We start from the raw sequence: 21365 nt of genomic DNA, 5'->3' as shown, positions 1-21365 counted from the left end.
TTTTTTGTAATTTTGTAATTACAAAAAAGTAATTAATGTCAACATTTTATAAGCTCTCCGTAAAAGAGATTCAGCAAGAAACAAAAAATTCGATTTCTATTGTTTTTACTATACCCGAAGACCTTCAAGAAAAATTCAAATTTATACCGGGTCAGTATATAACCATCAAAAAAATATTAGATGGAAATGAGGTTAGACGTGCCTATTCCATTTGTTCTTCATTACAGAGTAATTCTGTTAAGATAGCAGTAAAAAAGGTTGAAAAAGGCTTGTTTTCTAAATATGCAGTAAATGAGTTAAAGGTTGGAGATATTTTAGAGGTTTCAAGACCTGAAGGCCGTTTCGATTTAATGCCCAATAGTAATCATAAAAAGAATTATGCAGCTTTTGCTGCCGGAAGTGGCATTACACCAGTTTTGTCAATGATAAAGTCGGTGTTGGAAGAAGAAAAAGAAAGTTATTTTGTCTTGGTATATGGAAATAAATCGGTGGCTGATGTAATGTTTAAGTCAGAAATAGATGATTTGGTAGATGCGTATCCGAATAATTTTTTAGTACAATATGTATTTAGCCAGTACGAAGAAAATGGTACACTTTTTGGACGAATAGACTCATCAGTGTTAAACTTCATTTTAAATAACAAATGTAAAGATGTAATGTTTAACGATTATTTTTTGTGCGGTCCTGAACCCATGATAAACTTGATAAAATCAAATTTATTGGAAAAGGGAGTGGAAGAAAAAAATATTCATTTTGAGTTGTTTTCTACTACAGTTGATGATAAAGTGGGTGATGCCGATATAGATGGGAGAACTACAGTTAAAGTATTGTTAGATGATGATGAACACAGTTTTGAAATGGAAAGAGGGAAAACTATTTTAGAAGTAGCCTTAAAGCAAGGATTAGATGCTCCATATTCCTGTCAAGGAGGCATTTGCAGTACGTGTTTGGCTCAGATTACAGAAGGAGAGGCGGTAATGGATAAAAATTCTATTTTAACGGATGATGAGATTGAAGATGGTCTTATTTTAACTTGCCAAGCACATCCAACTACTGCTAATATAAGCATTGATTACGATGATGTTTAAAATAACAAGATTAGATAAATGAACGATATTATAAATGCCATACCCATAGGAATCGGTTTAGCGTTTATGATAGGCCCTGTCTTTTTTGTATTGTTGGAAACAAGTGCCACAAAAGGATTTAGGGCGGCATTGGTTTTTGACATTGGGGTAATTATTGCAGATATAATTTTTATTTATTTTGCCTATTTTGGAAGCCGTACACTATTGGAAAAAATTAAAGACGACCCCAGATTGTTTTTATTGGGCGGTGGTATATTATTTGTTTATGGGCTGCTTATCTTTTTCAAGAGGAGAAAGCCGATCATTACTGATGACGATTTGGTAGTGGTAGAAAAGAACAACTATTTTGGCTTATTTTTTAAAGGATTTCTGTTAAACTTCATTAATATAGGAGTATTGGCTTTTTGGCTGGGAATGATTGTAGTTGTTAGTCCGAAATTGGAGATGGACGATTCACGGATTTTTACGTATTTTACAGTTGTATTATTAGCTTATTTTGCTACTGATTTACTTAAAATAGTACTGGCTAAACAATTAAAAAATAAGTTAACGCCAATTGTTATCAGAAAAATTAAAAGAGGAATGGGTATCGCTTTAATGATATTTGGCCTTTTTTTGGCTGCTCAAGGCTTATTGCCCGATAAAACGATGGATAAGATTGATAGTGTAATTGAGGATAAGATTGACAGTTCGGAAAGATAACAAAAAGTGTTATTTGTTAGTCTCAAATTGAATCAAACACCCGTACTCCCAAAACCACCGGCACCACGCTTTGTTTCATCTAAAATTTCAACTTTTTCCCATTTAGCTTGGGTAAATTGTGCAATAACTAATTGGGCAACACGCTCTCCATCTTTAATCTTAAAATCTTCGTTTGATAAATTGACTAAAATAACACCAATTTCGCCGCGGTAGTCAGCATCGATAGTTCCTGGAGCATTCAATACAGTAATTCCTTTTTTTGCTGCCAACCCACTTCTAGGTCTGACTTGTGCTTCATAACCCACAGGTAACGCTATAAAAAGGCCAGTTTTAATAATTGCTCTACCTAATGGTTTTAAGGTGATAGATTCATCTAAATTTGCTCGTAAATCCATACCTGCAGAAGCAACGGTTTCGTAATTAGGTAATGCGTGTTTTGATTTATTGATAATTTTTACAATCATTTTTTTAAGATGGTTTTGATTTCGTTTTTCTCGTTGATAAATATAAAAGTTAAAAATGCAAGTATAAAGAATGTTGAAATATAATAATTGTCCTTAAATTGGTAATAAGAGAGCATTGACAGGCCAAAAGACAGCAAAATATAAAACAGTACCTTCTTCATTTTATAAGGTACTTTATAATATTTTTTGCCATAAAAATAAGATATTAACGTCATGCCCCCATAAGCCGTCAAGGTGGCCCAGGCCGATGCCATAAACCCATATTTGGGAATAAAAATAAGATTTAAGGCAATTGTGATAACCGCTCCGAATATCGAAAAATACATGCCGTATTTGGTTCTGTCGGTTAACTTGTACCAGACCGATAAATTATTGTAAACTCCGAGTAATAAATTCGCTAATAAAATAATGGGCACAATGGCCAATGCCCCAAAATATTCATCGGCAATGATAAAACTTGCTAAAAAATCGATATATACAACAACAAACAACATAAAAAATGCCCCGATTATGGTAAACCACGTTAGGATTTTAGCATAATTTTCTTTGGCATTCGCTTTATCGGACTGATTAAAAAAGTAAGGTTCTGCCCCCAATTTAAAAGCGGTAATATACAAGGTCATAAAAACCCCTAACTTGTAACAGGCTGCATAAATACCCATTTGGTCTTTACCTATCATATCGCCTAATAAAAGTTTGTCTAAGTTTTCGTTGGTAACATAGGCCAAACTACCGATCATAATCGGGATGCCGTAAGCCAACATTTTCAGGAGGACTTTTTTGTCAAAAGCAAAACCGAATTTAAACATTGACGGCAATAAAAGTAAGAACGTAACAAAACTGGCAATTAAATTGGCTATAAAAATGAAGACTACTGTTGGTGTTGAGTTATAAAAATCAACTACAGATGCTGGCAAAGCAATGCTATTTTTTATGGCATATGGTATAAACCATAAAAAAAACAAATTGAAAAATGCGTATATTAAAATATTCGATATTCTGTAAAAAGCGAATTTAATTGGTTTATTGGTTACTCGTAAATAAGCATAAGGAATTACTACAAGCGTATCAAAAGCGGTAACAAAAGTCAGTATTTTTAAATGCAACGGGTTGTCAAACCCTAGTATATCAGATAATTGATTGTTAAAGACCAGTAAAACAACTAAAAATAAACTTATTGATGTTAGCAGGGTTATAAAAGATGTAGAAACGATTTTGCCCTTTTCTTTTTCTTTAGAAAAAAACCTGAAAAATGCGGTTTCCAATCCAAAAGTTAAGAAAGCAATGAAGTAAGCAGCAAAAACAAAATACCAAGTGTTTTCGGCAAACTTATCGGTTTCAAGCTTTTCGGTATGTAATTTTGTTAAAAGTATATTAATGGCTTTGGGCAGCACTGCCGCAACTCCATAAATAATTGTGTCTTTAAAAAAGCGTTGTAACGAACTCAAATCTAATTTTTATAACAACAACAAATATAAAAGAAAAACCCTCACCAAAATGGTAAGGGTTTGTATATTCTATTTTGAAAAATGGTTAAGCTTCTATTGGATCAATAGAAACATAAGATCTATTGTCTTTTTTCTTAGTAAATTTTACAATACCGTCAACTTGAGCATGTAAAGTATGATCTTTGCCCATATATACATTTTCGCCCGGATGGTGTTTTGTACCTCTTTGACGAACAATTATATTACCCGCAATAGCACCTTGACCTCCAAAAATTTTAACGCCAAGTCGTTTCGATTCTGATTCTCTACCGTTCTTAGAACTACCTACACCTTTTTTATGTGCCATAATTTATAGTTTTAAATTGTTAAATATTTTCTGAAGCGTTATTTTTCAATACCACCTTTAGTTTCGTCTTGCCATTTCTTTAGCTCGTCCCATTTACCTTCAGCAGCCATTTTAGCTTGTTTTGGCCATGAACCAGGATTTTTTGATGCATATCTTGAACCGGCACCTTCTAAAATAGCTTTCAATTCTTTTTGAGAGGCTTTTGCTAATTTGGCAAAAGTGTCAATACCAGCCTCTGCAAAAATTTCAGCAATTTTTGGGCCAATACCTTCTATTTTCTTTAAATCATCTGCACTAGCTGTTTTTACAGGAGCTTTTTTAGCCGCAGGTTTAGGAGTAGCTGCTACTTTTGGAGCTGCTTTTTTCTTTGGCTCAGCTTTTTTAGGAGTTTCCTTTTTTGGTTCTTCCTTTTTGGCCTTTTTTGCACCGCTAGCTACAATATTCTCAATCTGAATTTCAGATAAATATTGGCGATGTCCATTTTTTACTTTGTAACCTTTTCTTCGTTTTTTCTTAAAAACGATTACTTTGTCACCTTTAAGGTGTTTAAGGATTTTAGCAGTTACTGCTGCACCTTCTATAGCCGGGGCACCTAGGGTTACTTTGCCATCATCCAATAAAAGAACATTGTCAAAAGTAACTTTTGATCCTTCTTTATCTTGTAAACGATGTACAAAAACCTTCTGGTTTTTAGCAACTTTAAATTGCTGCCCTGCTATCTCTACAATTGCGTACATAAATTAATGTTTTATTTTATTTAAATAAGCTTATTTTTATAATAAGCGGGTGCAAATATACTTCAATTTTATAAATAATCAACAACTGAAGTTTAAAATTTATTTAACGATTTGACCTTGTCAGTTTTTATTGCTGATTTAGTAAATAAAATTATTCGTTTTTTAAGATAACATTATATAATTAGTGCTATTATTTTCATTAATTTTACGTTTTTAAATCAATAAAAAATGAAAGTAATAAGAATAATGTCATTACTGTCTGTCATAGGTTTGCTATTTTCTTGTGGAACCAATTCTAATGCCAGTGAAAATTCTAAGCTAGAAAATGGAAAAACTAGTCAGAATAATAAAGAAATAATTGCAAATTTTGAAAAGGTTTCTTTAAAAATTGACGGAATGACTTGTGAAATTGGCTGTGCCAGAACCATTCAATCCAAACTTTCTAAAGCGGATGGAGTTAAATCTGCTAAAATAAGTTTTGAAGAAAAAAGCGGAATGGTTGAATATGATTCGAACAAAATATCTGAAAATCAGATAGTTAAAATTGTTGAGCAAATTGCAGGCGGAGACTTGTACAAAGTAAATCAGTTAAAAAAAGCAGAATAAAAAAACCAAGAAAAAACTTTTGTTCATATAAAATATTATTAGTTATTTTGCGTTTCGTTAACGTATTAAAAAACTAAATTTAAAACAAATGAAATTAATTAAAGGATTATTTGCAATTGTACTGGTAAGTTTGATTGCTGTTTCTTGTAAAGAAGCTAAAGAAAGTGCAGAAGACGCTGCTGATAAAGTAGAAGAAACTGCAAAAGACGTAAAAGATTCAGCTGAAGAAGCTGCAAAAGACGTGAAAGATACTGCTGAAGAAGTAATTGATTCAGTTAAAGCTAAAGCTGGTGATGCAGTTGATGCTGTTAAGGAAGGTGCTCAAAACGTTAAAGAGGGTGCTGAAAAAGCAGTTGATGCAGCTAAGGAAAAAGCTGAAGATGTTAAAGAAGCTGTGAAGAACTAATTCTTAACATCAAAAACACTATGAAAAGGCTTCCAAATTGGAGGCCTTTTTTATTACACAATCTTTTTGGTTCTTAATGAAAAGTAAAAAAAGAGTAAGCTTATTAAAAAGAGTAAACCTACTAATTGATGTAGCACACCATAAACCAACGGTATGCCTGGCTTAATGTTTAAAACAGTTACTATACCCAGTATAAGTTGCACAAAAATTAAAATTGTGGTTGCTTGTAACCAAGACTGTGAAACTTTAGATATACCCTTTTTTCGATATTTAAAAAATAGATACAAGGTCATAACAACTAGTAAGTAGGCTAATAAACGATGTGTAAATTGTACTAGTGCTGGAGCAAAAACGAAAGAATCATAATTTGTTAGGTTAATTAACTTCCAATTTTCAACTTTTTGTAATACTTCTGGTAAAAAATAACTGTTCATATCTGGCCATGATGGATAATATAATCCTGCCTTCATACCAGCCATCAACCCTGCAAATACCATTTGGATAAAAGTGATTAGAATTAAAACAGGCAAAAAATTACTTCTCTTTTTTAAAGTATTATCTTTATAGTTATATACATCGGCAATAGTTTTTACCATAAAAGTAATGCAAATCAATGCTAAGATAAAATGAAGTGTTAGCTTGTACGCATTTACCCAAGGCCTATTTACCAAACCACTTTTTACCATAATCCACCCTGCCGAGGCTGTTAAAGCAGCAAATAAAACCACTAAAAATAATCTTTTAATGAGATAAAAATTTATTTTTTTTCTTACTATAAATATGATGAAGGGAATAAGAAAAATAAAGCCTAAAACTCTAACCCATAGCCTATGAAAATATTCCCAGAAATAGATAAACTTAAAGTCCTTTAGGCTAAAATGAGAATTTATTTTATGATATTGAGGTGTTTCTTTATATAGGTCAAAAGCTTCTTGCCATTGTTCAGCATTCAGTGGAGGTATTGTGCCGCTCACTATATCCCAACGGGTAATTGATAGCCCAGAGCCAGTTAGCCTGGTTATACCACCAAGAACAACCTGTCCTATTAGCATAATCAGACCGATAATTAACCATATTCTAATGGTTTTTGTGTATTTATAATTCTTAGTTGTCAAATCAAAAATATTTTATTTCCAACTTAAGGACTCCATAATGTGCTGAATGTCTTTTTCAATATATTTTACCGCTGGTAGAATAGAATCGTAATTTGGTTTGGCTTCAAAATACAATGCTCCAGTAATAAAATGCTTAGTACTGTCGGTTAAATGAAATTGTAACGAAGATGCTGCATTGCCAATTACTTCTCTTAAGGCTCCATACTTTTTTGAGTTTGTATTTTCATAATTATTAGAAATTATATTATCAGCTTTAATGGTGTGGTTATAGGTAAGTTTCTCAGTTTCACGTAATAGTTCTGGCAAATTATTTTCTACTGATCTATAGGTAATATTAAGTGATGCTCTAAGCTTGGGATACTTAATGTTTACCCAGCATTTTTCATTAAAACTGACTTCTGCATTCTCAGATGTTTCGAAGCTGTAAGGGCAATTGTTAGCAACAGCTTTATAGTTGGTATCAGTATAATCTAAACGTAAAAATGCTTTGGGTTTAGGTAAATATTCCTCATTAGAACATGAGGTTTGTATTAATACTATTAGTGTTAGTAGTATTAACTTTTTAAGTTGTGGCAACATCTTGCTCATCGGGTTTAGTTACTTTTATTTGTTTAATACGTTTTTTGTCTACTATTTCTATCTTAAATTTATAATCATCAAAAGTTATTTGCTCATTTAATTGGGGAAATTTTTCGTTAATCTCCAATATAAACCCTGCCAATGTTTCGGCTTCACCTTTATGTTTCTCAAAAATGGATTCATCAATTTTTAATACTTTATAAAAATCCTTTAAGGCAATTTTACCCTCGAATACATAATTATTGGTATCGAGTTTAGAATAACTCAAATCATTATCATCAAATTCATCACTAATGTCTCCTACAATTTCTTCAATAACATCTTCTAAGGTTACAATACCAGAGGTTCCGCCATACTCATCAACTACTATGGCCAGATGATTTTTCATTTCTTGAAACTCTTTTAATAAATCATCCAGCTTTTTGTTTTCGGGCACAAAAAAAGGCTGTCTAATTACTTTTTTCCAGTTAAATGTTTTTTTATTGAGATGCGGTAACAGATCTTTAGAATATAGAATACCAATAATTTGGTCAATGTTATCCTCGTAAACGGGTATTCTGGAGTGACCGTTTTTAATTATTTTTGCTACTACTTCAATAAAATTATCACTATCGGGTAAAGCAAAAACATCTGTCCTTGGACACATAACGTGAACCGTTTCTGTATTGCCAAAAGTTACAATGCCCTGTAAAATTTTTTGCTCTTGTTTGGAAGTTCCTTCTTCAGAGGTTAATTCTAATGCTTGCGAAAGTGTTTCTACTGAAAAATCAGAATTTTTTCTACCCAATCTTTTTTCTACAATACTGGTTAAATTTAATAGCGGAATGCTTAAAGGTGTAAGCATTACACTTAACATATTAATAGGAGTAACCATTAATGAAGCAAACTTTAGGGCATTTCTGTTGGCATAGACTTTAGGTAGAACTTCACCAAACAATAAAATTAAAAAAGTGATTAGTATTACTTCCAATAAAAAACGTAAACCAGTATTGATTATATCTCCAAAGAAAAAATCGCCAAGATATGCAAATAACAAAACGATTAAAATATTAATAAAATTATTGGTAATTAAAATGGTGGCCAATAATTTTTTTGGGCTGTCTAAAAGTTTAGAAACCAAAGCTGTTTTTTTGGATTCTTCAGCTTCATTTAAGGTTGTTTTTGATAACGAAAAAAATGCAACTTCAGACCCAGAAACTAAGGCTGATATTAAAAGCAAGACTAAAAGAGCAATTATTCCAGTGGTAAATGACCAATCTATGGTAATTAGTAAAAATAAACTCGGGGGTTCAGGATCCAATACAAATCTTGTTTAATTAAACTTAAAATGGTAAATCATCATCAACTTCTTTAGGAACCTCATCACTTTTAGGTTTTGAAGTTTTAGTGTCTGAAGGTGCGGGCGGATTACTTTTTGATCGGCCACTATCCAACTCTTTTTTTGTGGTTAAAAAGGTCATTTCAGCAGCATGAACTTCTGTAGTGTATCTTTTATTGCCATTTTGGTCATCCCATTGACGGGTTTTAATCCGTCCCTCGATATAAACCTTATCACCTTTGCTTAAAAATTTTTCGCAAATTTCAGCTAACTTATTTCTTACCACAACGTTATGCCATTCTGTAGTGGTAACTCTTTCTCCAGTCTGTCTGTTTGTATAACTTTCATTGGTAGCTACAGGAAATCGACCAATTGAGTTGCCGCCTTCAAAATAGTGCATTTTTACTTCATCTCCTAAATGTCCAATTAACATTACTTTATTTAACGTGCCTGCCATGATGATAGAATTGTGTGTCAAAGATAATGAAAATATAAATCTTATATCTTAAAAAGATTAAATACAAAAGTTAAAAATAAGCTTCTACAAATCTATGAATCAAAATAGGTATTGGGTATTTCTCAAAATTGCTGATTGACACACCATTTTCAATCTCTTTTTCTGTGCGGATCACCCAAAATTTAACAGATAAATGTTGGTGTGATAATTTATGTATTACGGGATTTTTATTGAAAAGCTTAATTTCATTTTTGTCTGACGTAGAGGCTTCATGAAATTCCTTAAGCTTTATAAGTTCATCCACATCAATTTCGCTAGAAGTTTCAATTAATGGAAACTCGTATAAATTTCTCCAAATACCTTTGCTTTCGCGTTTATTTAAGACAGTTTTATTGGTTGGACTAACAAAGACTAGATAATTGAAAAATCTATTACGGACTGTAACTTTTTTATCTTTAAATGGTAATGTTGCTATCTTATTTTCTTCTAAAGCTTTACAAGAATTTTGAAAAGGACAAATAGAACAATCAGGGTTTTTAGGCTTACACTGCCTAGCTCCAAATTCCATAATAGCCTGATTGAATGTTGCTGGGTCTTCAACATCTAAAAGTTCTTGTGCTAATTTTTTAAAAACTTTTGCTCCTTTGGTACTATTAATGGCCGTGTCAATACCAAAATAACGAGCTAAAACCCTGTAAACATTACCATCTACAACGGCACAAGGTTCGTTATAACAGATAGACGCAATTGCAGATGCAGTGTAATCGCCAACTCCTTTTAAATTTAAAATATCTTTATATGTATCAGGAAATTTCCCGTCTAATTCATTAACGATGTACTTAGCTGAAAAATGAAGATTTCTAGCTCTAGAGTAATAACCTAAGCCTTGCCATAATTTAAGCACCTTTTCTTCATCAGCACTAGCTAAATTATAAACAGTAGGAAATGTTGTAATAAATTTTTCATAATAATCAAGCCCTTGACTGACCCTTGTTTGCTGTAGAATAATTTCAGATAGCCATATATGGTAAGGATTTTTGGTTTTACGCCAAGGCAAGTCTCGCTTATTTTGTAAATACCAGTTTATTAATAGTTTAGAAAAATTCATAATTTTAGTAAAACACGCAAAATTAAGGATTTATCTTATTAAATTTTAACAGATTGGCTAGTTAAAATTGATTAATTGTTTTATCTTTGCCACCCTGAAAAATACACTTATAACAATAATAAAATAAATTAAGCATGACAAAAGCAGAGATTGTAGCCAGCATTTCAGAAAAATCTGGTATTGAAAAGGTTGATGTACTAAGAGTGGTGGAAGACTTTATGAAAGAAGTAAAAAGTTCACTTGAAAATGACGAAAATGTATATTTAAGAGGTTTCGGAAGTTTCATTATAAAAACCAGAGCCGAAAAGACAGGTAGAAATATTTCTAAAAATACCACAATTAAAATTCCGGCACATAATATTCCATCTTTTAAACCAGCTAAAGTGTTTGTAGAGGGTGTTAAAAAGAACGTACCGGTAAAATAAGTATTCACAAATAAAAACAGATATAGATTATGCCAAGTGGTAAAAAAAGAAAACGCAGTAAAATATCTACTCACAAGCGTAAAAAAAGAAGTAGACAAAACAGACACAAAAAGAAAAAATAGCTTAAGCTATTTTTTCTTTTGTTAATACAAATCGTTCTTTGAAAAAGAAATTTGCAAAAACAAATTTCATCGGGTTATTTAACTCGTAAACATTTTTTTAATCAATCCCTACTATGAAAATTTAGTATGGATACAAAACTTATACAGAGTGAAAACAGAATTAATCATTAGATCAAGTTCCTCTGATATAGATTTTGCCTTATTAAAAGATGGTAGACTTAATGAGTTACACAAAGAAACAAATGACAATAATTTTAATGTTGGTGATATATTTTTAGCCAAAATTAAAAAAACGTTGTCAGGCTTAAATGCATCATTTGTAAATGTGGGCAGTGAAAAAGATGCCTTTTTACATTATCATGATTTGGGACCTCAATTGTTGTCTTTAACTAAGTACATTAAGTTAGTAAGCACGGGTAAACTAAAAGATTACACTTTAAAAGATTTCCATTTAGAAAAAGACATAAATAAGAATGGGAAAATTGACCAAGTTATTAAAGCAGGTCAAAATTTATTAGTACAAGTTGTTAAAGAACCAATATCTACTAAAGGACCTCGAATAAGTTCTGAACTTTCTATTGCTGGTAGATATTTGGTGTTAGTACCTTTTTCTGATAGAGTTTCGGTATCACAAAAAATATCGAACAATAAAGAAAAAGCAAGACTAAAACGACTTGCAAAAAGTATTAAGCCCAAAGGCTTTGGCGTTATTTTAAGAACGGTGGCCGAGGGTATTAAAGTCGCTGAACTAGATAGAGATTTGCAAAACTCTCTACAACGTTGGGTAAACTTAAGCAAACAGTTGCCAAGAGCTCAAGCTCCGGCAAAAGTGTTGTCTGAATTAAATAGAGGTTCCTCTATTTTGCGTGATATTTTTGATGATTCATTTACAAGTATTGTTACTGATGATGCTCAGTTATATGATGAACTCAAAGTATATTTAGAACGCATTGCTCCTAAAAAAGTTTCTATAGTTAAACTTTATAAATCAAAGTTGCCGATTTTTGAAAAATACGGTATAGAGAAACAAATAAAAACAGCATTTGGTAAAACAGTATCAATGCCTAAAGGAGCGTATTTGGTTATTGAACATACAGAAGCGTTACATGTAATTGATGTAAATAGCGGAAATCGTTCAAACAAAGCAAATTCACAAGCTGATACAGCATTAGAAGTAAATTTAATTGCAGCATCAGAAATAGCACGTCAATTGCAATTACGTGATATGGGTGGAATTATTGTGGTAGATTTTATAGACATGCACACAGCAGGTCATAGACAAAAACTTTTTGACCATTTAAAAAAGGAAATGAAGTCAAATAGAACTAAACACAAAATTTTACCGCCAAGTAAATTTGGTTTGGTGCAAATTACCAGACAACGTGTAAGACCAGAAATGGTTATAAAAACACAAGAAGAGAATCCAAACGTAAATGGAGAGGTCGAGGCTCCTATAGTTTTAGTGGATAAAATTGAAAATCATTTAGACAGAATTATAGATAAATCAAAAAAAGGATTAACGCTTCATGCACATTCTTTTGTGGAATCTTATCTTAAAAAGGGGATGCCCTCAATTCAGCAAAAATGGTTTTTTAAATATAAAAAGTGGATTAAAGTTTTACCAAGAGATGCTTACCAATATCTTGAATATCATTTTTTTGATAAAGATGGTAATGAGATAAAATAAGGTAGTATTATATCATAAAAAACCTGCAAATTTAATTTGTAGGTTTTTTTTTGTTTTTATCTTGCTAAAATTATTTTTTTAGATAATGAGCTATTATCTTCAAAAAAAGCATTTACTATTAAAACTGAACCTTGTGTTAATGATTGTGTATTTATATTTACCTCACTATTATTGACATTTTTGTCAATTAATAACCTACCAGTTATATCATACACTTTTACAAAATTAATAGTATTATTAGCTTTTACATTAATAGTGTTATCCCTATTAATAACTAAAAACTCGTTATTGGTTTTTATATCTTCTGAGCTTAAAGTGGCATGAGTAAATTGCAACGAAAACCGGTTAGGATAATTACCAGCTTCCTTCACTGTAAAGTTGTAATTACCTTGTTTTAAATCGTGTGTAATATTTAAAACATTATCCACTAAAAACACGTCGCTATTCTTTAAAGCACCTTCAAATTTTTCGATGCTAATACTGTACAACATTGCAGGGTCTTCAATATAAGTTTGAAAGCCTAATGCTACTTTCTTATCTGAGTTAAAGCTACTCAACCCTTGAATAGCATATTTTAGTGAATCAATTTTTGAATATAAATTAACCCATCCTTCAGAAATTTTCGTTCCGTCATAGCCTTGGTCAATTCCATCAGTTGCATTTTCAAAAAAGCCAACTAAAATTTGACTAAATGCTCCGCCATTACTACTTTCTACGTTTAACCATATTCTATCTTTTTCTGAAACGTTAGGGTTTTTAACATCGGTACCTCTAAAAAACTGATTGTTGTTATTTTCAATTCGCATGGAATTGTTAAATTTAATTGAACTAACAGTTGAAAGTGTTTCTACCATAAACCCTTGCCCAGATGCTACATATTGATTAGGTGTAATACCCCCTGATGTGGCTTTTGTACCTCCTGACAAGTTATAAGAAGCATAATCATTGGCCGTATATTGTTCACCCGTAGTATTTTGATTGTTGGCCGTATTATGTGTCCAAAACCAAATTGTACCGCTTATGTCAGTATTATTTTGAGTTATAAACTCATCAGCATCTATAGCCGAAGGATACGGATTACCTACTAAATTCAAATCGTCATTAGGATTTCCAGGATTATATACTGCGGCATTACCGGTAAGTTCAATCTCGCCATTATTAGGTTTGCCAGTAAAACGAACATTAGCTTGTAATGGATAAGTACCTGATGTTGGCCCTTGTGAAATATAACCTCTACCTTCTTCCATGGTTTGTCCAGCCGCTGGAATCCATTCACCTAATGTTTCACTTCCTCCGCCAGGAATTACATTCGCTTTTGATTGATCCCAATAGTACAACCGTGTTTGCTGATAACTACTTGGTGTAAAAACTGATGATATGTTAATATTCTCTACTGGTGATGACCAATAGGTGTAATCATCACTATCGTTTAAGGTAGTTGTTCTTTTATGAACTCTAAATGTACCGTTTACCGATATTTCAGCATCATCATCTCTCATTAATAAAGAGCCTCTATTTCTAACTTGCATGGTTCCATTTATTGTTAAATCATTATTTACAATAATATGGGTATTGGGTCTAATATTAACGGTTCTTCCTGAATTAACAGTCAAACTACATGACTCAAAACTGCCATGAGTATTTGTATTGTAATTACCATTTATAATTGCTGATGTATTTGCATTCGGTGCTCCATTATTCCATGAAGAACCATTCCATGTGGTAGTATAAGAACAAGGTAATTCTAAAATTTCAATATCATCAATATACCATTCTCTATCTGTAAATGGAACAAAAAAGTTAAAACTACTGCCAACGTATCTAAAGGCAATATAAACATTTGTACTTGCTGGAATTAGACCCAGAATAGTCTTCTTTGTCCAATTGTTAGTTGCATTTGTTGAGTTTATGACTGTCCAAGTTGCAGAATTAGGATTTCCAGAACCACTATAATTGGTTGAATATAATACTTGTTGTGTTGGATTAGTAGGTACTGAACTTGGATGGGTTCTATTTCTTTCAAAGTATGAAAGTTCGATATCATCCGCAGATGATAAGTCTAAATTTGGAGAAATTAACCAAACTTGATTATTAGCTGTTCCAAAAAAACCAACTGCATTTGGCGTATAGGTAAATTCTGAATAGTTACCTGTATTAGCCTGTGCAGTAGTTCTGCTAAAAGGAACACTTCCATTAATTTGGTACTGTGTCCACCCTGTTAAGGGGTTTTCAAAACCTTCTTGTAGTATTTGAGTATATCCACTAACACTAAGCAATAGTATGCTTAATGATAATATTATTTTATATTTCATGATAAAATATATTATATTGCTTACCTATGGAATTAAGTCCTGAAAAATCTAGTTATTTATAATTTCCACATTACTATAACAACCTAACGTAGTATTTTCCTACGTAGTATTTATTGATTTACAATCTATTATGTATAACAAGAAATTTTATTCATTTGAAGAGGCAAAAAGACGGCTAGAGAATTATTGTGCTTACCAAGAGCGTTGTCATGTTGAGGTTGAGAGGAAAACCTATGAAATGAATTTATCACCTAAAGAAAGGGAGACTTTAATTTTACATTTATTGGAACTCGATTTTTTAAATGAAGAGCGTTTTTCAAAAGCTTTTGCTAGAGGGAAATTTATTATAAAAAAATGGGGAAAAATAAGAATAGCCAGAGAATTGAGATATAGAAAAATCACAGATTATAACATAAATAAAGCTTTAAGCGAGATTGATAAAACGGAATATATTAATACATTTACTCAATTGGCAGAAAAAAAATTCACTCAAATAACAGAGAAAAATATTCAGAAAAAAAGAAAAAAATTAGCAGATTATTTATTGTACAGAGGTTGGGAATCTAATTTGGTGTATGCTAAAATAACAGAATTGACTTCTTAAACTTAGTTCAAATTGAATACGGTACCAATACCAAATGTAAATTGATTATGTAATTTCTGTGCATCAGTTAGTTCATCTGAACTGTATTTTGATATAGGGAAGTTTACTTCGGAGAAAATGCCGAATCCATCACTAAAAAAATATCGGGCTCCAGCATGTGCACCAAAATTCTTGAAACTGAAATTTAAACCCGGATAAAAATCAAAATTTTCATCAATATTTAAAACGCTTCCAATATTTGCATTAAATCGAGCTTTTAAATCAAAACGATCATCAAATTTTGCATCTAATATTTTTGGAACACCTAAGGCATAAGAAGAAACAACTCCAACGGAAAAATTTTCACCTAGTCCGTAATCGTAAGCAACATTTATAGAAGTTGCATTATGCTGTAAGTTTACACCTACTTGAAACTTGCTGTCATCTTTTCCATAAAATGCCTGTGAATTAACATAAAATACACTAAATAATGTTACTACTAAAAATATATTTTTCATTAATCTGCTAAATCTAAATTCTAGGCAAAGATATTATAAGTATTTTATAATATAGGGGTAGAATTTATAAATTATTTAGTGCTAATAATTAATTCAATATTAATTTTTTTACTAAGTTTTTATTGTCAATATTAATTTTTATAAAATAGACACCTTTGGCTACCCCGTTCATCTGTAGTTGATAGTTTCCTTCGGTAATATTTGTATGTTTTTTTATTAACTTTCCGGTAACATCAAAAACATTTATATTCATGTTCTGGCCAGCGGTATTTCTTCTTTTTATATTAAAAATTGATGTAGAAGGATTAGGGTAAATTAAAAATTCTCCTTCTTCAAAATCATCAACTGCTAAAATAGCCGTTGCATCAATTTGAAAGTCATCAACTACAACACCTTCATTATTTGTGAATGGGTCAGAAATAAATGAAAACCTAAAGATAACATTCGTTTCACCATTTAAAGGAGACAGGTTGTAACTGTATTCTTTCAAGGTTGTATCGGTGCCAGTCCATTGGGCACCAGGACAATTTTGGCAATCGTCAGCAGCTCCTGAAGAAGCATTGGTTCTGTTACTGTTATACCAATTGGGATCGTTGGCAGTACCTAAAACTTGCCAATTAGCACCTTGGTCTGTAGAATATTCTAAATAAACAATATCCCAGTTTTCTTCAAGGTCAAAAACCATTTTAAATTTTAAAACAGGGTTTTCCAAACGCGATAAATCATAACAAGGAGATGTTAAATAACTAGTGGTCTGATCAGGGTAATTTCCTGAAGGATTTGTTACATAACCTGATGCTACTTTATTATTTAGCAGTGTTGTGGTTGGTGTGCCAATTTGCCATAAATTATTATCTGAAACAATCCATTTATCAGTGTTTACATCATCAAAACTATTAATTACTTGTCCTTCTTGAGATTTGTTAGTTGTAAACGATGTAGTAGCTGAATTGTTAAAAGTATTAAAATCATCAGCTAAAACAATATCCGTTTGTAATGTATGTGATCCTTCGCTTGCTGCTGCAATGGTTGGCAATTCTATTGTAGTATTTGCATTTGAAGCAATGCTTCCGGTCCAGTTAAATGTTTGGTTAGCCCCACCATCAATAGCATAATTGACAGTAAAAGAAGTCAAGGTATTTTGTCCATTATTGGTAACCAATAATTTAGGAGTAACCTGACCACAAGTTACACTATTGTTTGGTGAACTTATTTTTGTTAATTCCACTTCTTTAGCGGGTAGCGAAATAGACGGTATGCTAGATTGCCACACACTTCTACCATATGTTGCAGCCGTAATTTTCGCATCATAGGGGTTAATTTCAATATCTGGCACAGCTACATTTGGTAAGTTAGTAGAAAAAACTTCCCATGATGTTAAGTCATCGTTTAAATGATAAACTCCTAAAGCCGTTCCCACATAAATAGAATTATTTGTGGTAAACGGATGGTGCCTAACTACAAATTTAGATTCGTTGGGTAGCCCAGCAGAAATATCAGTAAAGGTTAAACCACCGTCAGTAGATTTATATACTCCACCACCAGTATGCCCACTACTAGGTCCTGCAATATTACTAACTCCGGTAGTAGTTAACCAAACAATATTACTATTAGAATGATGAAATTCTATAGAGCTAACATGCGTGCCTGAAATTCCAGTTTGTGGAGAATTACGAGTAGTAAAAGTTTTACCCTTGTCATTACTTATGTAAATTGTTCTACCTCTAGAAACTATTATATTATTATTGTTGCTCGGATCTATTTCTATTGCGTCTAAATTAGATCCAAAATTGTGATTGGAAATTTGAACCCAACCGTTGTTAATCAATTGATAAAGTTGTTTATACCCAGCATAAATTTCTCCAGCCTTATTAATTACCAATGGAGTAACCCAATTTCCGCCACTATCATTAGGACCTGTTTCTGCAGATGGAGCACTTGCAATAGTGGTACCGCTTAAACCGCCGTCAGTAGTTTTGGTTAAATTACTACCATATTGTGTAAAGCCGTAAAAAGTATTTTCATTATTTGGGTCAGCTGCAGAGTCCATACCGTCACCACCATGATAATTGTGCCAGTTGTTATTAATTAAAGAAAACCCTCCATTGTCCTGTAATCCTCCAGACATTTTGGTTGAAGTCTGTTTGGCAACAGAAAGCTTATAAAATTGACTAATCGCTAAATTTTCAGTAAGATCAGTAAACGTACTACCATCATTGGTCGATTTATAAACACCTCCATCAGTACCAGCATATAAGTCACCGTTATAATATCTTAAAAAATGAATATCTGCATGCGTATAAGAAGGAGTTTGTTGAAACCAAGAGTTAATTTTAACAAAATTATTACCATCGTTAATAGATTTCCAAATATCTAGCACACCAACAAACATAACATCTGCATTTATCGGAGATACTACAAAAGCCAAATCGAACCATGCCTGAGTACTCCCGAAAATATCATCATTTTCGGCAGTTTTTGTAAAATTTAAACCATTATTAACAGATTTATATACCCCTACAAATGCCCAGCTCCTGTCAGTTGCCAAAATATAAACATTATCAGTCGCTCCAGTTGCTGAGGTAACTTCAACTCTTAATCTTCCTGTAGAATTGGCATTTGGTAAACCAGAGGATGAAGAAGTGAAGGTAGTACCTCCATTTGTGGATCTGTAGAATGTACTACTTGATACTGCATATATGGTATTAGGTGTTCCGGACTTTAATTTAAAATCTCTGATATGAATTCCAGGGATTGTATTACTCCAAGTTGCACCCGCATCCGTAGACTTAAACAATCCATTACCAGTCGCTACCCAAACTATACTTGAATTAGAGGGATCTATTAAAATTTCGTTACTTGTACTATAACCATTATCCCCATTTATACCACCTAATGATCCAGTTTGATTCCATGTAGTTCCTCCATTTGTCGATTTTAAAACACCAACAGAGTAAGAATCACCAGCATCATCGTCCCCAGTTGAGATATAAATTACATTTGAGTTATTAGGATCAACGGCAATTCCTGAAACGCCTATTTGAGGTAGGTCATCAGTTAAGGGTGTCCAATTTACCCCAGCATCGGTAGATCGCCATAAACCACCTGCTGGAGCACCAACATAAATAGTGTTAGCATTGTTAGGATCTACAAAAACAGTATTTATTCTACCAAGACCACTTTTGCTAGATTGAGAAATTGGACCAACTGCTGTCCAATTGCTTGCAGCTTTTGTCGACTTCGACATTTTCTGCTTTTGCTCCCAAGCATTCCATAAATGTTTTGCTGGAGCAATAGTTCCGTCTTCTTGAAGATATCGATTCCAATGGTATTCCCATCTTTTAAAAGGCTTATAACCACTACCTTTTTTTGCAATGTCTTTTGTTGAGAAATAATTTTCATACTGATTAACAGTATTTTCAAAAGTATTGTTAGTACTTTTCTTTTTAAGATTGCTGTTAGCATTATTTACATCCAGAGGTAATTCTTGCGAAAAAGCAGGGTTAAAAGAGAACAATAAAAATATAATGAGAAGTAATTTTTTATACATATATGATAATTTGAATTAATTGAATTCACCAAATTTAGTGAAATTATTCCGTTTTATTAAAAATGTTTGTGTGTGTGATACCTATAAAACCTCGAAATTCTTGTTTTTTAAGGTTAGAATTTTATCTACTCTATTTTAATTCTTATTTAGACGTCAATTAAATATAATCCTTTCGTCACTTTCAATTTCTATAGGTGCAGTAAAGTTTTTCAATTCTTTTTCCAACTTTTCTTGTTTAGTCAAATTATTAATTTTAGAATTTAAGGCAGAAAATGCATCTAAAACATTTTGAGTTTCCTCCTGTACTTCTTCTACTTTAATACTTGGTATGGTTGACATATCAGCTAAACGTAAGGCATAATTATGAAGTACATTAATTCTAATGCTAACATCTGGTTGTTTAAACCTATCAATTTTTAAAGAATCTTTAAGCTGTTTTGTTGTTACAGATAATTCTTTTGAGAGATTTAATACCTCGTTAGGTGAACTACTGTAAAAATTATCTAAAAAATTATCTAATTGGTGGTATTCTTCCCAATTTTCAACCTTTTTTTTAGCATCTGGTGTTAGCGTTTCACCTATTGCTCTTATTATTTTTTTATCAGTATCAAAAATTGAATCTTTCAGTGTATTATTTTTGTCCATTGTATTATTCTTATTGTCTTGACAAGAAACAAACAATACAGTAAAAACTGAAAGGCAGAAAATTTTTAAATAACTCATACTGTTAAATCCAAAATGGCTCTAAGCAAAGTTAACTAAATAAGTAACTTTTAAGGTAAATTGAAGCTAATTATTTTATTAGATTTGTAGCTCTTATAAAATAAAATAGATGAATAAATCTTCAATTCTGGTTATAGGTGCTTGCGGACAAATTGGGTCTGAACTTGTGCTTAAATTACGTAGTATTTATGGGAATGAACGCGTTGTGGCGTCTGATATTAAAGACTATACCGATGAATCGATGAAAAACGGAGTTTTTGAGATATTAGATGCCACCTATAAAGGAGCTATCTTAAATATTATAAAAAAGCACAATGTTTCCGAAGTTTATTTGATGGCAGCTATGGTGTCGGTAACTGCAGAAAAGTATCCACATAGAGCTTGGGATTTAAACATGAATAGTTTGCTGTACGTGTTGGAACTCGCCCAAGAGGGCTATTTAAAAAAAGTTTTTTGGCCTAGTTCTATTGCTGTATTTGGTAAAACAACTCCAAATATAAACACTCCTCAGGTAACTATAACAGAGCCTTCTACAGTTTACGGAATCAGTAAATTAGCTGGCGAACGCTGGTGCGAATACTATAAAACCAAATATGGTATTGATGTAAGGAGCGTACGCTATCCCGGTATTATTAGTTGGAAAACACCTCCTGGCGGTGGTACAACTGATTACGCAGTGGAAATTTATCATAAAGCCTTAGAAGATGGTTTATATGATTGTTTTTTGTCGGAAAGCACAAGGTTACCGATGATGTATATGGATGATGCCATTGATGCTACTGTTAATTTGATGGCAGCTGACTTACCAGAAAATTTTGCAGCATATAATATTTCCGCTACCAATTTTACGCCAAAAGAGATTGCCGAATCTATTAAAAAGCATATCCCAGATTTTAAAATAAATTATACACCTGATTTTAGACAGCAAATTGCTGATAGCTGGCCACAAAATATGGATGATAGCCAAGCTAAAAAAGATTGGAACTGGAAGCATACTTTTGATTTGGATAAGATGACGGAAGTGATGTTAAGGAATTTAAAATTATTAAATGAATCAAAGTAAATACTATT

The 21365-nt window shown here is 32.1% G+C and carries 21 protein-coding genes; 8 read left to right on the top strand and 13 right to left on the bottom strand.

Going from position 1 to position 21365, the window contains the following annotated elements; translation table 11 throughout:
* The first annotated feature begins 35 nt into the window (after positions 1 to 35).
* Both U5A88_RS12685 and U5A88_RS12680 read left to right on the top strand, forming a co-directional pair.
* The gene (locus U5A88_RS12685) at positions 36 to 1088 is read left to right on the top strand and encodes a 2Fe-2S iron-sulfur cluster-binding protein (RefSeq protein WP_354206996.1); all 1053 of its coding nucleotides are present in this window, start codon (positions 36 to 38) and stop codon (positions 1086 to 1088) included.
* 18 nt (positions 1089 to 1106) lie between these two features.
* Positions 1107 to 1790 carry a LysE family translocator gene (locus U5A88_RS12680; RefSeq protein WP_354206994.1) on the top strand — a complete coding sequence of 228 codons (684 nt, stop codon included), beginning with the start codon at positions 1107 to 1109 and terminating at the stop codon, positions 1788 to 1790.
* Positions 1791 to 1822: 32 nt separating this feature from the next.
* Here U5A88_RS12680 and dut read toward each other — a convergent pair whose 3' ends face one another.
* From dut to rplU, 4 genes are all read right to left on the bottom strand, one after another.
* The gene (gene dut / locus U5A88_RS12675) at positions 1823 to 2254 is read right to left on the bottom strand and encodes a dUTP diphosphatase (protein ID WP_354206992.1); all 432 of its coding nucleotides are present in this window, start codon (positions 2252 to 2254) and stop codon (positions 1823 to 1825) included.
* Positions 2251 to 3702, bottom strand: a complete 1452-nt coding sequence (locus U5A88_RS12670; RefSeq protein ID WP_354206990.1) for a lipopolysaccharide biosynthesis protein — start codon at positions 3700 to 3702, stop codon at positions 2251 to 2253. The genes dut and U5A88_RS12670 overlap by 4 nt, the downstream gene beginning before the upstream one ends.
* An 85-nt stretch (positions 3703 to 3787) precedes the next feature.
* On the bottom strand, positions 3788 to 4048 hold the full coding sequence (rpmA, locus tag U5A88_RS12665) for a 50S ribosomal protein L27 (protein WP_321975720.1): 261 nt from the start codon (positions 4046 to 4048) through the stop codon (positions 3788 to 3790).
* A 38-nt stretch (positions 4049 to 4086) separates the two neighbouring features.
* Positions 4087 to 4785 (bottom strand): 50S ribosomal protein L21, encoded by a 699-nt coding sequence (gene rplU / locus U5A88_RS12660; RefSeq protein WP_354206988.1) that lies wholly within the window; start codon positions 4783 to 4785, stop codon positions 4087 to 4089.
* Between the two features lie 228 nt (positions 4786 to 5013).
* Between rplU and U5A88_RS12655 the strand changes: the two genes are divergently transcribed.
* Together U5A88_RS12655 and U5A88_RS12650 are read left to right on the top strand one after the other, a co-directional pair.
* Complete coding sequence (locus tag U5A88_RS12655; protein WP_354206986.1) at positions 5014 to 5391, top strand: heavy-metal-associated domain-containing protein; 378 nt, start codon at positions 5014 to 5016, stop codon at positions 5389 to 5391.
* An 88-nt stretch (positions 5392 to 5479) separates the two neighbouring features.
* Positions 5480 to 5797 (top strand): hypothetical protein, encoded by a 318-nt coding sequence (locus U5A88_RS12650; RefSeq protein WP_354206984.1) that lies wholly within the window; start codon positions 5480 to 5482, stop codon positions 5795 to 5797.
* Positions 5798 to 5850: 53 nt separating this feature from the next.
* On the opposite strand, the gene U5A88_RS12645 is transcribed toward U5A88_RS12650, so the two are convergent.
* The 5 genes from U5A88_RS12645 to mutY all read right to left on the bottom strand — a co-directional run bounded on the left by U5A88_RS12645 (position 5851) and on the right by mutY (position 10374).
* Positions 5851 to 6912, bottom strand: coding sequence for a COX15/CtaA family protein (locus U5A88_RS12645; protein WP_354206982.1), 1062 nt, complete (start codon positions 6910 to 6912; stop codon positions 5851 to 5853).
* Between the two features lie 12 nt (positions 6913 to 6924).
* On the bottom strand, positions 6925 to 7491 hold the full coding sequence (gldD, locus tag U5A88_RS12640) for a gliding motility lipoprotein GldD (RefSeq protein WP_354206980.1): 567 nt from the start codon (positions 7489 to 7491) through the stop codon (positions 6925 to 6927).
* On the bottom strand, positions 7475 to 8791 hold the full coding sequence (gldE, locus tag U5A88_RS12635; RefSeq protein ID WP_354206978.1) for a gliding motility-associated protein GldE: 1317 nt from the start codon (positions 8789 to 8791) through the stop codon (positions 7475 to 7477). Before gldE ends, gldD begins: the two co-directional genes overlap by 17 nt.
* Positions 8792 to 8813: 22 nt before the next feature.
* Positions 8814 to 9266: a single-stranded DNA-binding protein gene (locus U5A88_RS12630; RefSeq protein ID WP_354206976.1), complete on the bottom strand. Its 453-nt coding sequence runs from the start codon at positions 9264 to 9266 to the stop codon at positions 8814 to 8816.
* Between the two features lie 70 nt (positions 9267 to 9336).
* On the bottom strand, positions 9337 to 10374 hold the full coding sequence (mutY, locus tag U5A88_RS12625; protein ID WP_354206974.1) for an A/G-specific adenine glycosylase: 1038 nt from the start codon (positions 10372 to 10374) through the stop codon (positions 9337 to 9339).
* 134 nt (positions 10375 to 10508) lie between these two features.
* Here mutY and U5A88_RS12620 point away from each other — a divergent pair, with 134 nt between their 5' ends.
* Complete coding sequence (locus U5A88_RS12620; RefSeq protein ID WP_354206973.1) at positions 10509 to 10799, top strand: HU family DNA-binding protein; 291 nt, start codon at positions 10509 to 10511, stop codon at positions 10797 to 10799.
* Positions 10800 to 11069: 270 nt separating this feature from the next.
* A complete protein-coding gene (locus U5A88_RS12615; protein ID WP_354206971.1) occupies positions 11070 to 12608 on the top strand; it encodes a ribonuclease E/G in 1539 nt (512 codons plus the stop codon).
* Between the two features lie 56 nt (positions 12609 to 12664).
* On the opposite strand, the gene U5A88_RS12610 is transcribed toward U5A88_RS12615, so the two are convergent.
* Complete coding sequence (locus U5A88_RS12610) at positions 12665 to 14920, bottom strand: hypothetical protein (RefSeq protein WP_354206969.1); 2256 nt, start codon at positions 14918 to 14920, stop codon at positions 12665 to 12667.
* 130 nt (positions 14921 to 15050) lie between these two features.
* On the opposite strand from U5A88_RS12610, the gene U5A88_RS12605 reads away from it, so the two are divergent.
* Complete coding sequence (locus U5A88_RS12605) at positions 15051 to 15524, top strand: regulatory protein RecX (RefSeq protein WP_354206967.1); 474 nt, start codon at positions 15051 to 15053, stop codon at positions 15522 to 15524.
* 2 nt (positions 15525 to 15526) lie between these two features.
* On the opposite strand, the gene U5A88_RS12600 is transcribed toward U5A88_RS12605, so the two are convergent.
* From U5A88_RS12600 to U5A88_RS12590, 3 genes are all read right to left on the bottom strand, one after another.
* Positions 15527 to 16021: a DUF6646 family protein gene (locus U5A88_RS12600; protein ID WP_354206965.1), complete on the bottom strand. Its 495-nt coding sequence runs from the start codon at positions 16019 to 16021 to the stop codon at positions 15527 to 15529.
* A gap of 88 nt (positions 16022 to 16109) precedes the next feature.
* Complete coding sequence (locus U5A88_RS12595) at positions 16110 to 19571, bottom strand: T9SS type A sorting domain-containing protein (RefSeq protein ID WP_354206963.1); 3462 nt, start codon at positions 19569 to 19571, stop codon at positions 16110 to 16112.
* A 153-nt stretch (positions 19572 to 19724) separates the two neighbouring features.
* The gene (locus tag U5A88_RS12590) at positions 19725 to 20294 is read right to left on the bottom strand and encodes a hypothetical protein (RefSeq protein ID WP_354206961.1); all 570 of its coding nucleotides are present in this window, start codon (positions 20292 to 20294) and stop codon (positions 19725 to 19727) included.
* Positions 20295 to 20403: 109 nt separating this feature from the next.
* Between U5A88_RS12590 and U5A88_RS12585 the strand changes: the two genes are divergently transcribed.
* Complete coding sequence (locus U5A88_RS12585) at positions 20404 to 21357, top strand: NAD-dependent epimerase/dehydratase family protein (protein ID WP_354206959.1); 954 nt, start codon at positions 20404 to 20406, stop codon at positions 21355 to 21357.
* The last annotated feature ends 8 nt before the right edge of the window (positions 21358 to 21365 follow it).

This window comes from Aureibaculum sp. 2308TA14-22, assembly GCF_040538665.1.
In the GTDB taxonomy this organism is placed as follows: Bacteria; Bacteroidota; Bacteroidia; order Flavobacteriales; family Flavobacteriaceae; genus Aureibaculum.
Note: the sequence above shows the minus strand (reverse complement) of the source record. Positions and strands in the feature narration are given on the sequence as shown.

Coding starts and splice junctions, on each gene's coding strand:
- gldD (WP_354206980.1), bottom strand. CDS start 7,491: ATGTTGCCACAACTTAAAAAGTTAATACTACTAACACTAATAGTATTA.
- rplU (WP_354206988.1), bottom strand. CDS start 4,785: ATGTACGCAATTGTAGAGATAGCAGGGCAGCAATTTAAAGTTGCTAAA.
- U5A88_RS12620 (WP_354206973.1), top strand. CDS start 10,509: ATGACAAAAGCAGAGATTGTAGCCAGCATTTCAGAAAAATCTGGTATT.
- U5A88_RS12600 (WP_354206965.1), bottom strand. CDS start 16,021: ATGAAAAATATATTTTTAGTAGTAACATTATTTAGTGTATTTTATGTT.
- U5A88_RS12630 (WP_354206976.1), bottom strand. CDS start 9,266: ATGGCAGGCACGTTAAATAAAGTAATGTTAATTGGACATTTAGGAGAT.
- U5A88_RS12585 (WP_354206959.1), top strand. CDS start 20,404: ATGAATAAATCTTCAATTCTGGTTATAGGTGCTTGCGGACAAATTGGG.
- U5A88_RS12595 (WP_354206963.1), bottom strand. CDS start 19,571: ATGTATAAAAAATTACTTCTCATTATATTTTTATTGTTCTCTTTTAAC.
- U5A88_RS12610 (WP_354206969.1), bottom strand. CDS start 14,920: ATGAAATATAAAATAATATTATCATTAAGCATACTATTGCTTAGTGTT.
- U5A88_RS12650 (WP_354206984.1), top strand. CDS start 5,480: ATGAAATTAATTAAAGGATTATTTGCAATTGTACTGGTAAGTTTGATT.
- U5A88_RS12590 (WP_354206961.1), bottom strand. CDS start 20,294: ATGAGTTATTTAAAAATTTTCTGCCTTTCAGTTTTTACTGTATTGTTT.
- U5A88_RS12605 (WP_354206967.1), top strand. CDS start 15,051: ATGTATAACAAGAAATTTTATTCATTTGAAGAGGCAAAAAGACGGCTA.
- mutY (WP_354206974.1), bottom strand. CDS start 10,374: ATGAATTTTTCTAAACTATTAATAAACTGGTATTTACAAAATAAGCGA.
- U5A88_RS12685 (WP_354206996.1), top strand. CDS start 36: ATGTCAACATTTTATAAGCTCTCCGTAAAAGAGATTCAGCAAGAAACA.
- dut (WP_354206992.1), bottom strand. CDS start 2,254: ATGATTGTAAAAATTATCAATAAATCAAAACACGCATTACCTAATTAC.
- U5A88_RS12655 (WP_354206986.1), top strand. CDS start 5,014: ATGAAAGTAATAAGAATAATGTCATTACTGTCTGTCATAGGTTTGCTA.
- U5A88_RS12680 (WP_354206994.1), top strand. CDS start 1,107: ATGAACGATATTATAAATGCCATACCCATAGGAATCGGTTTAGCGTTT.
- rpmA (WP_321975720.1), bottom strand. CDS start 4,048: ATGGCACATAAAAAAGGTGTAGGTAGTTCTAAGAACGGTAGAGAATCA.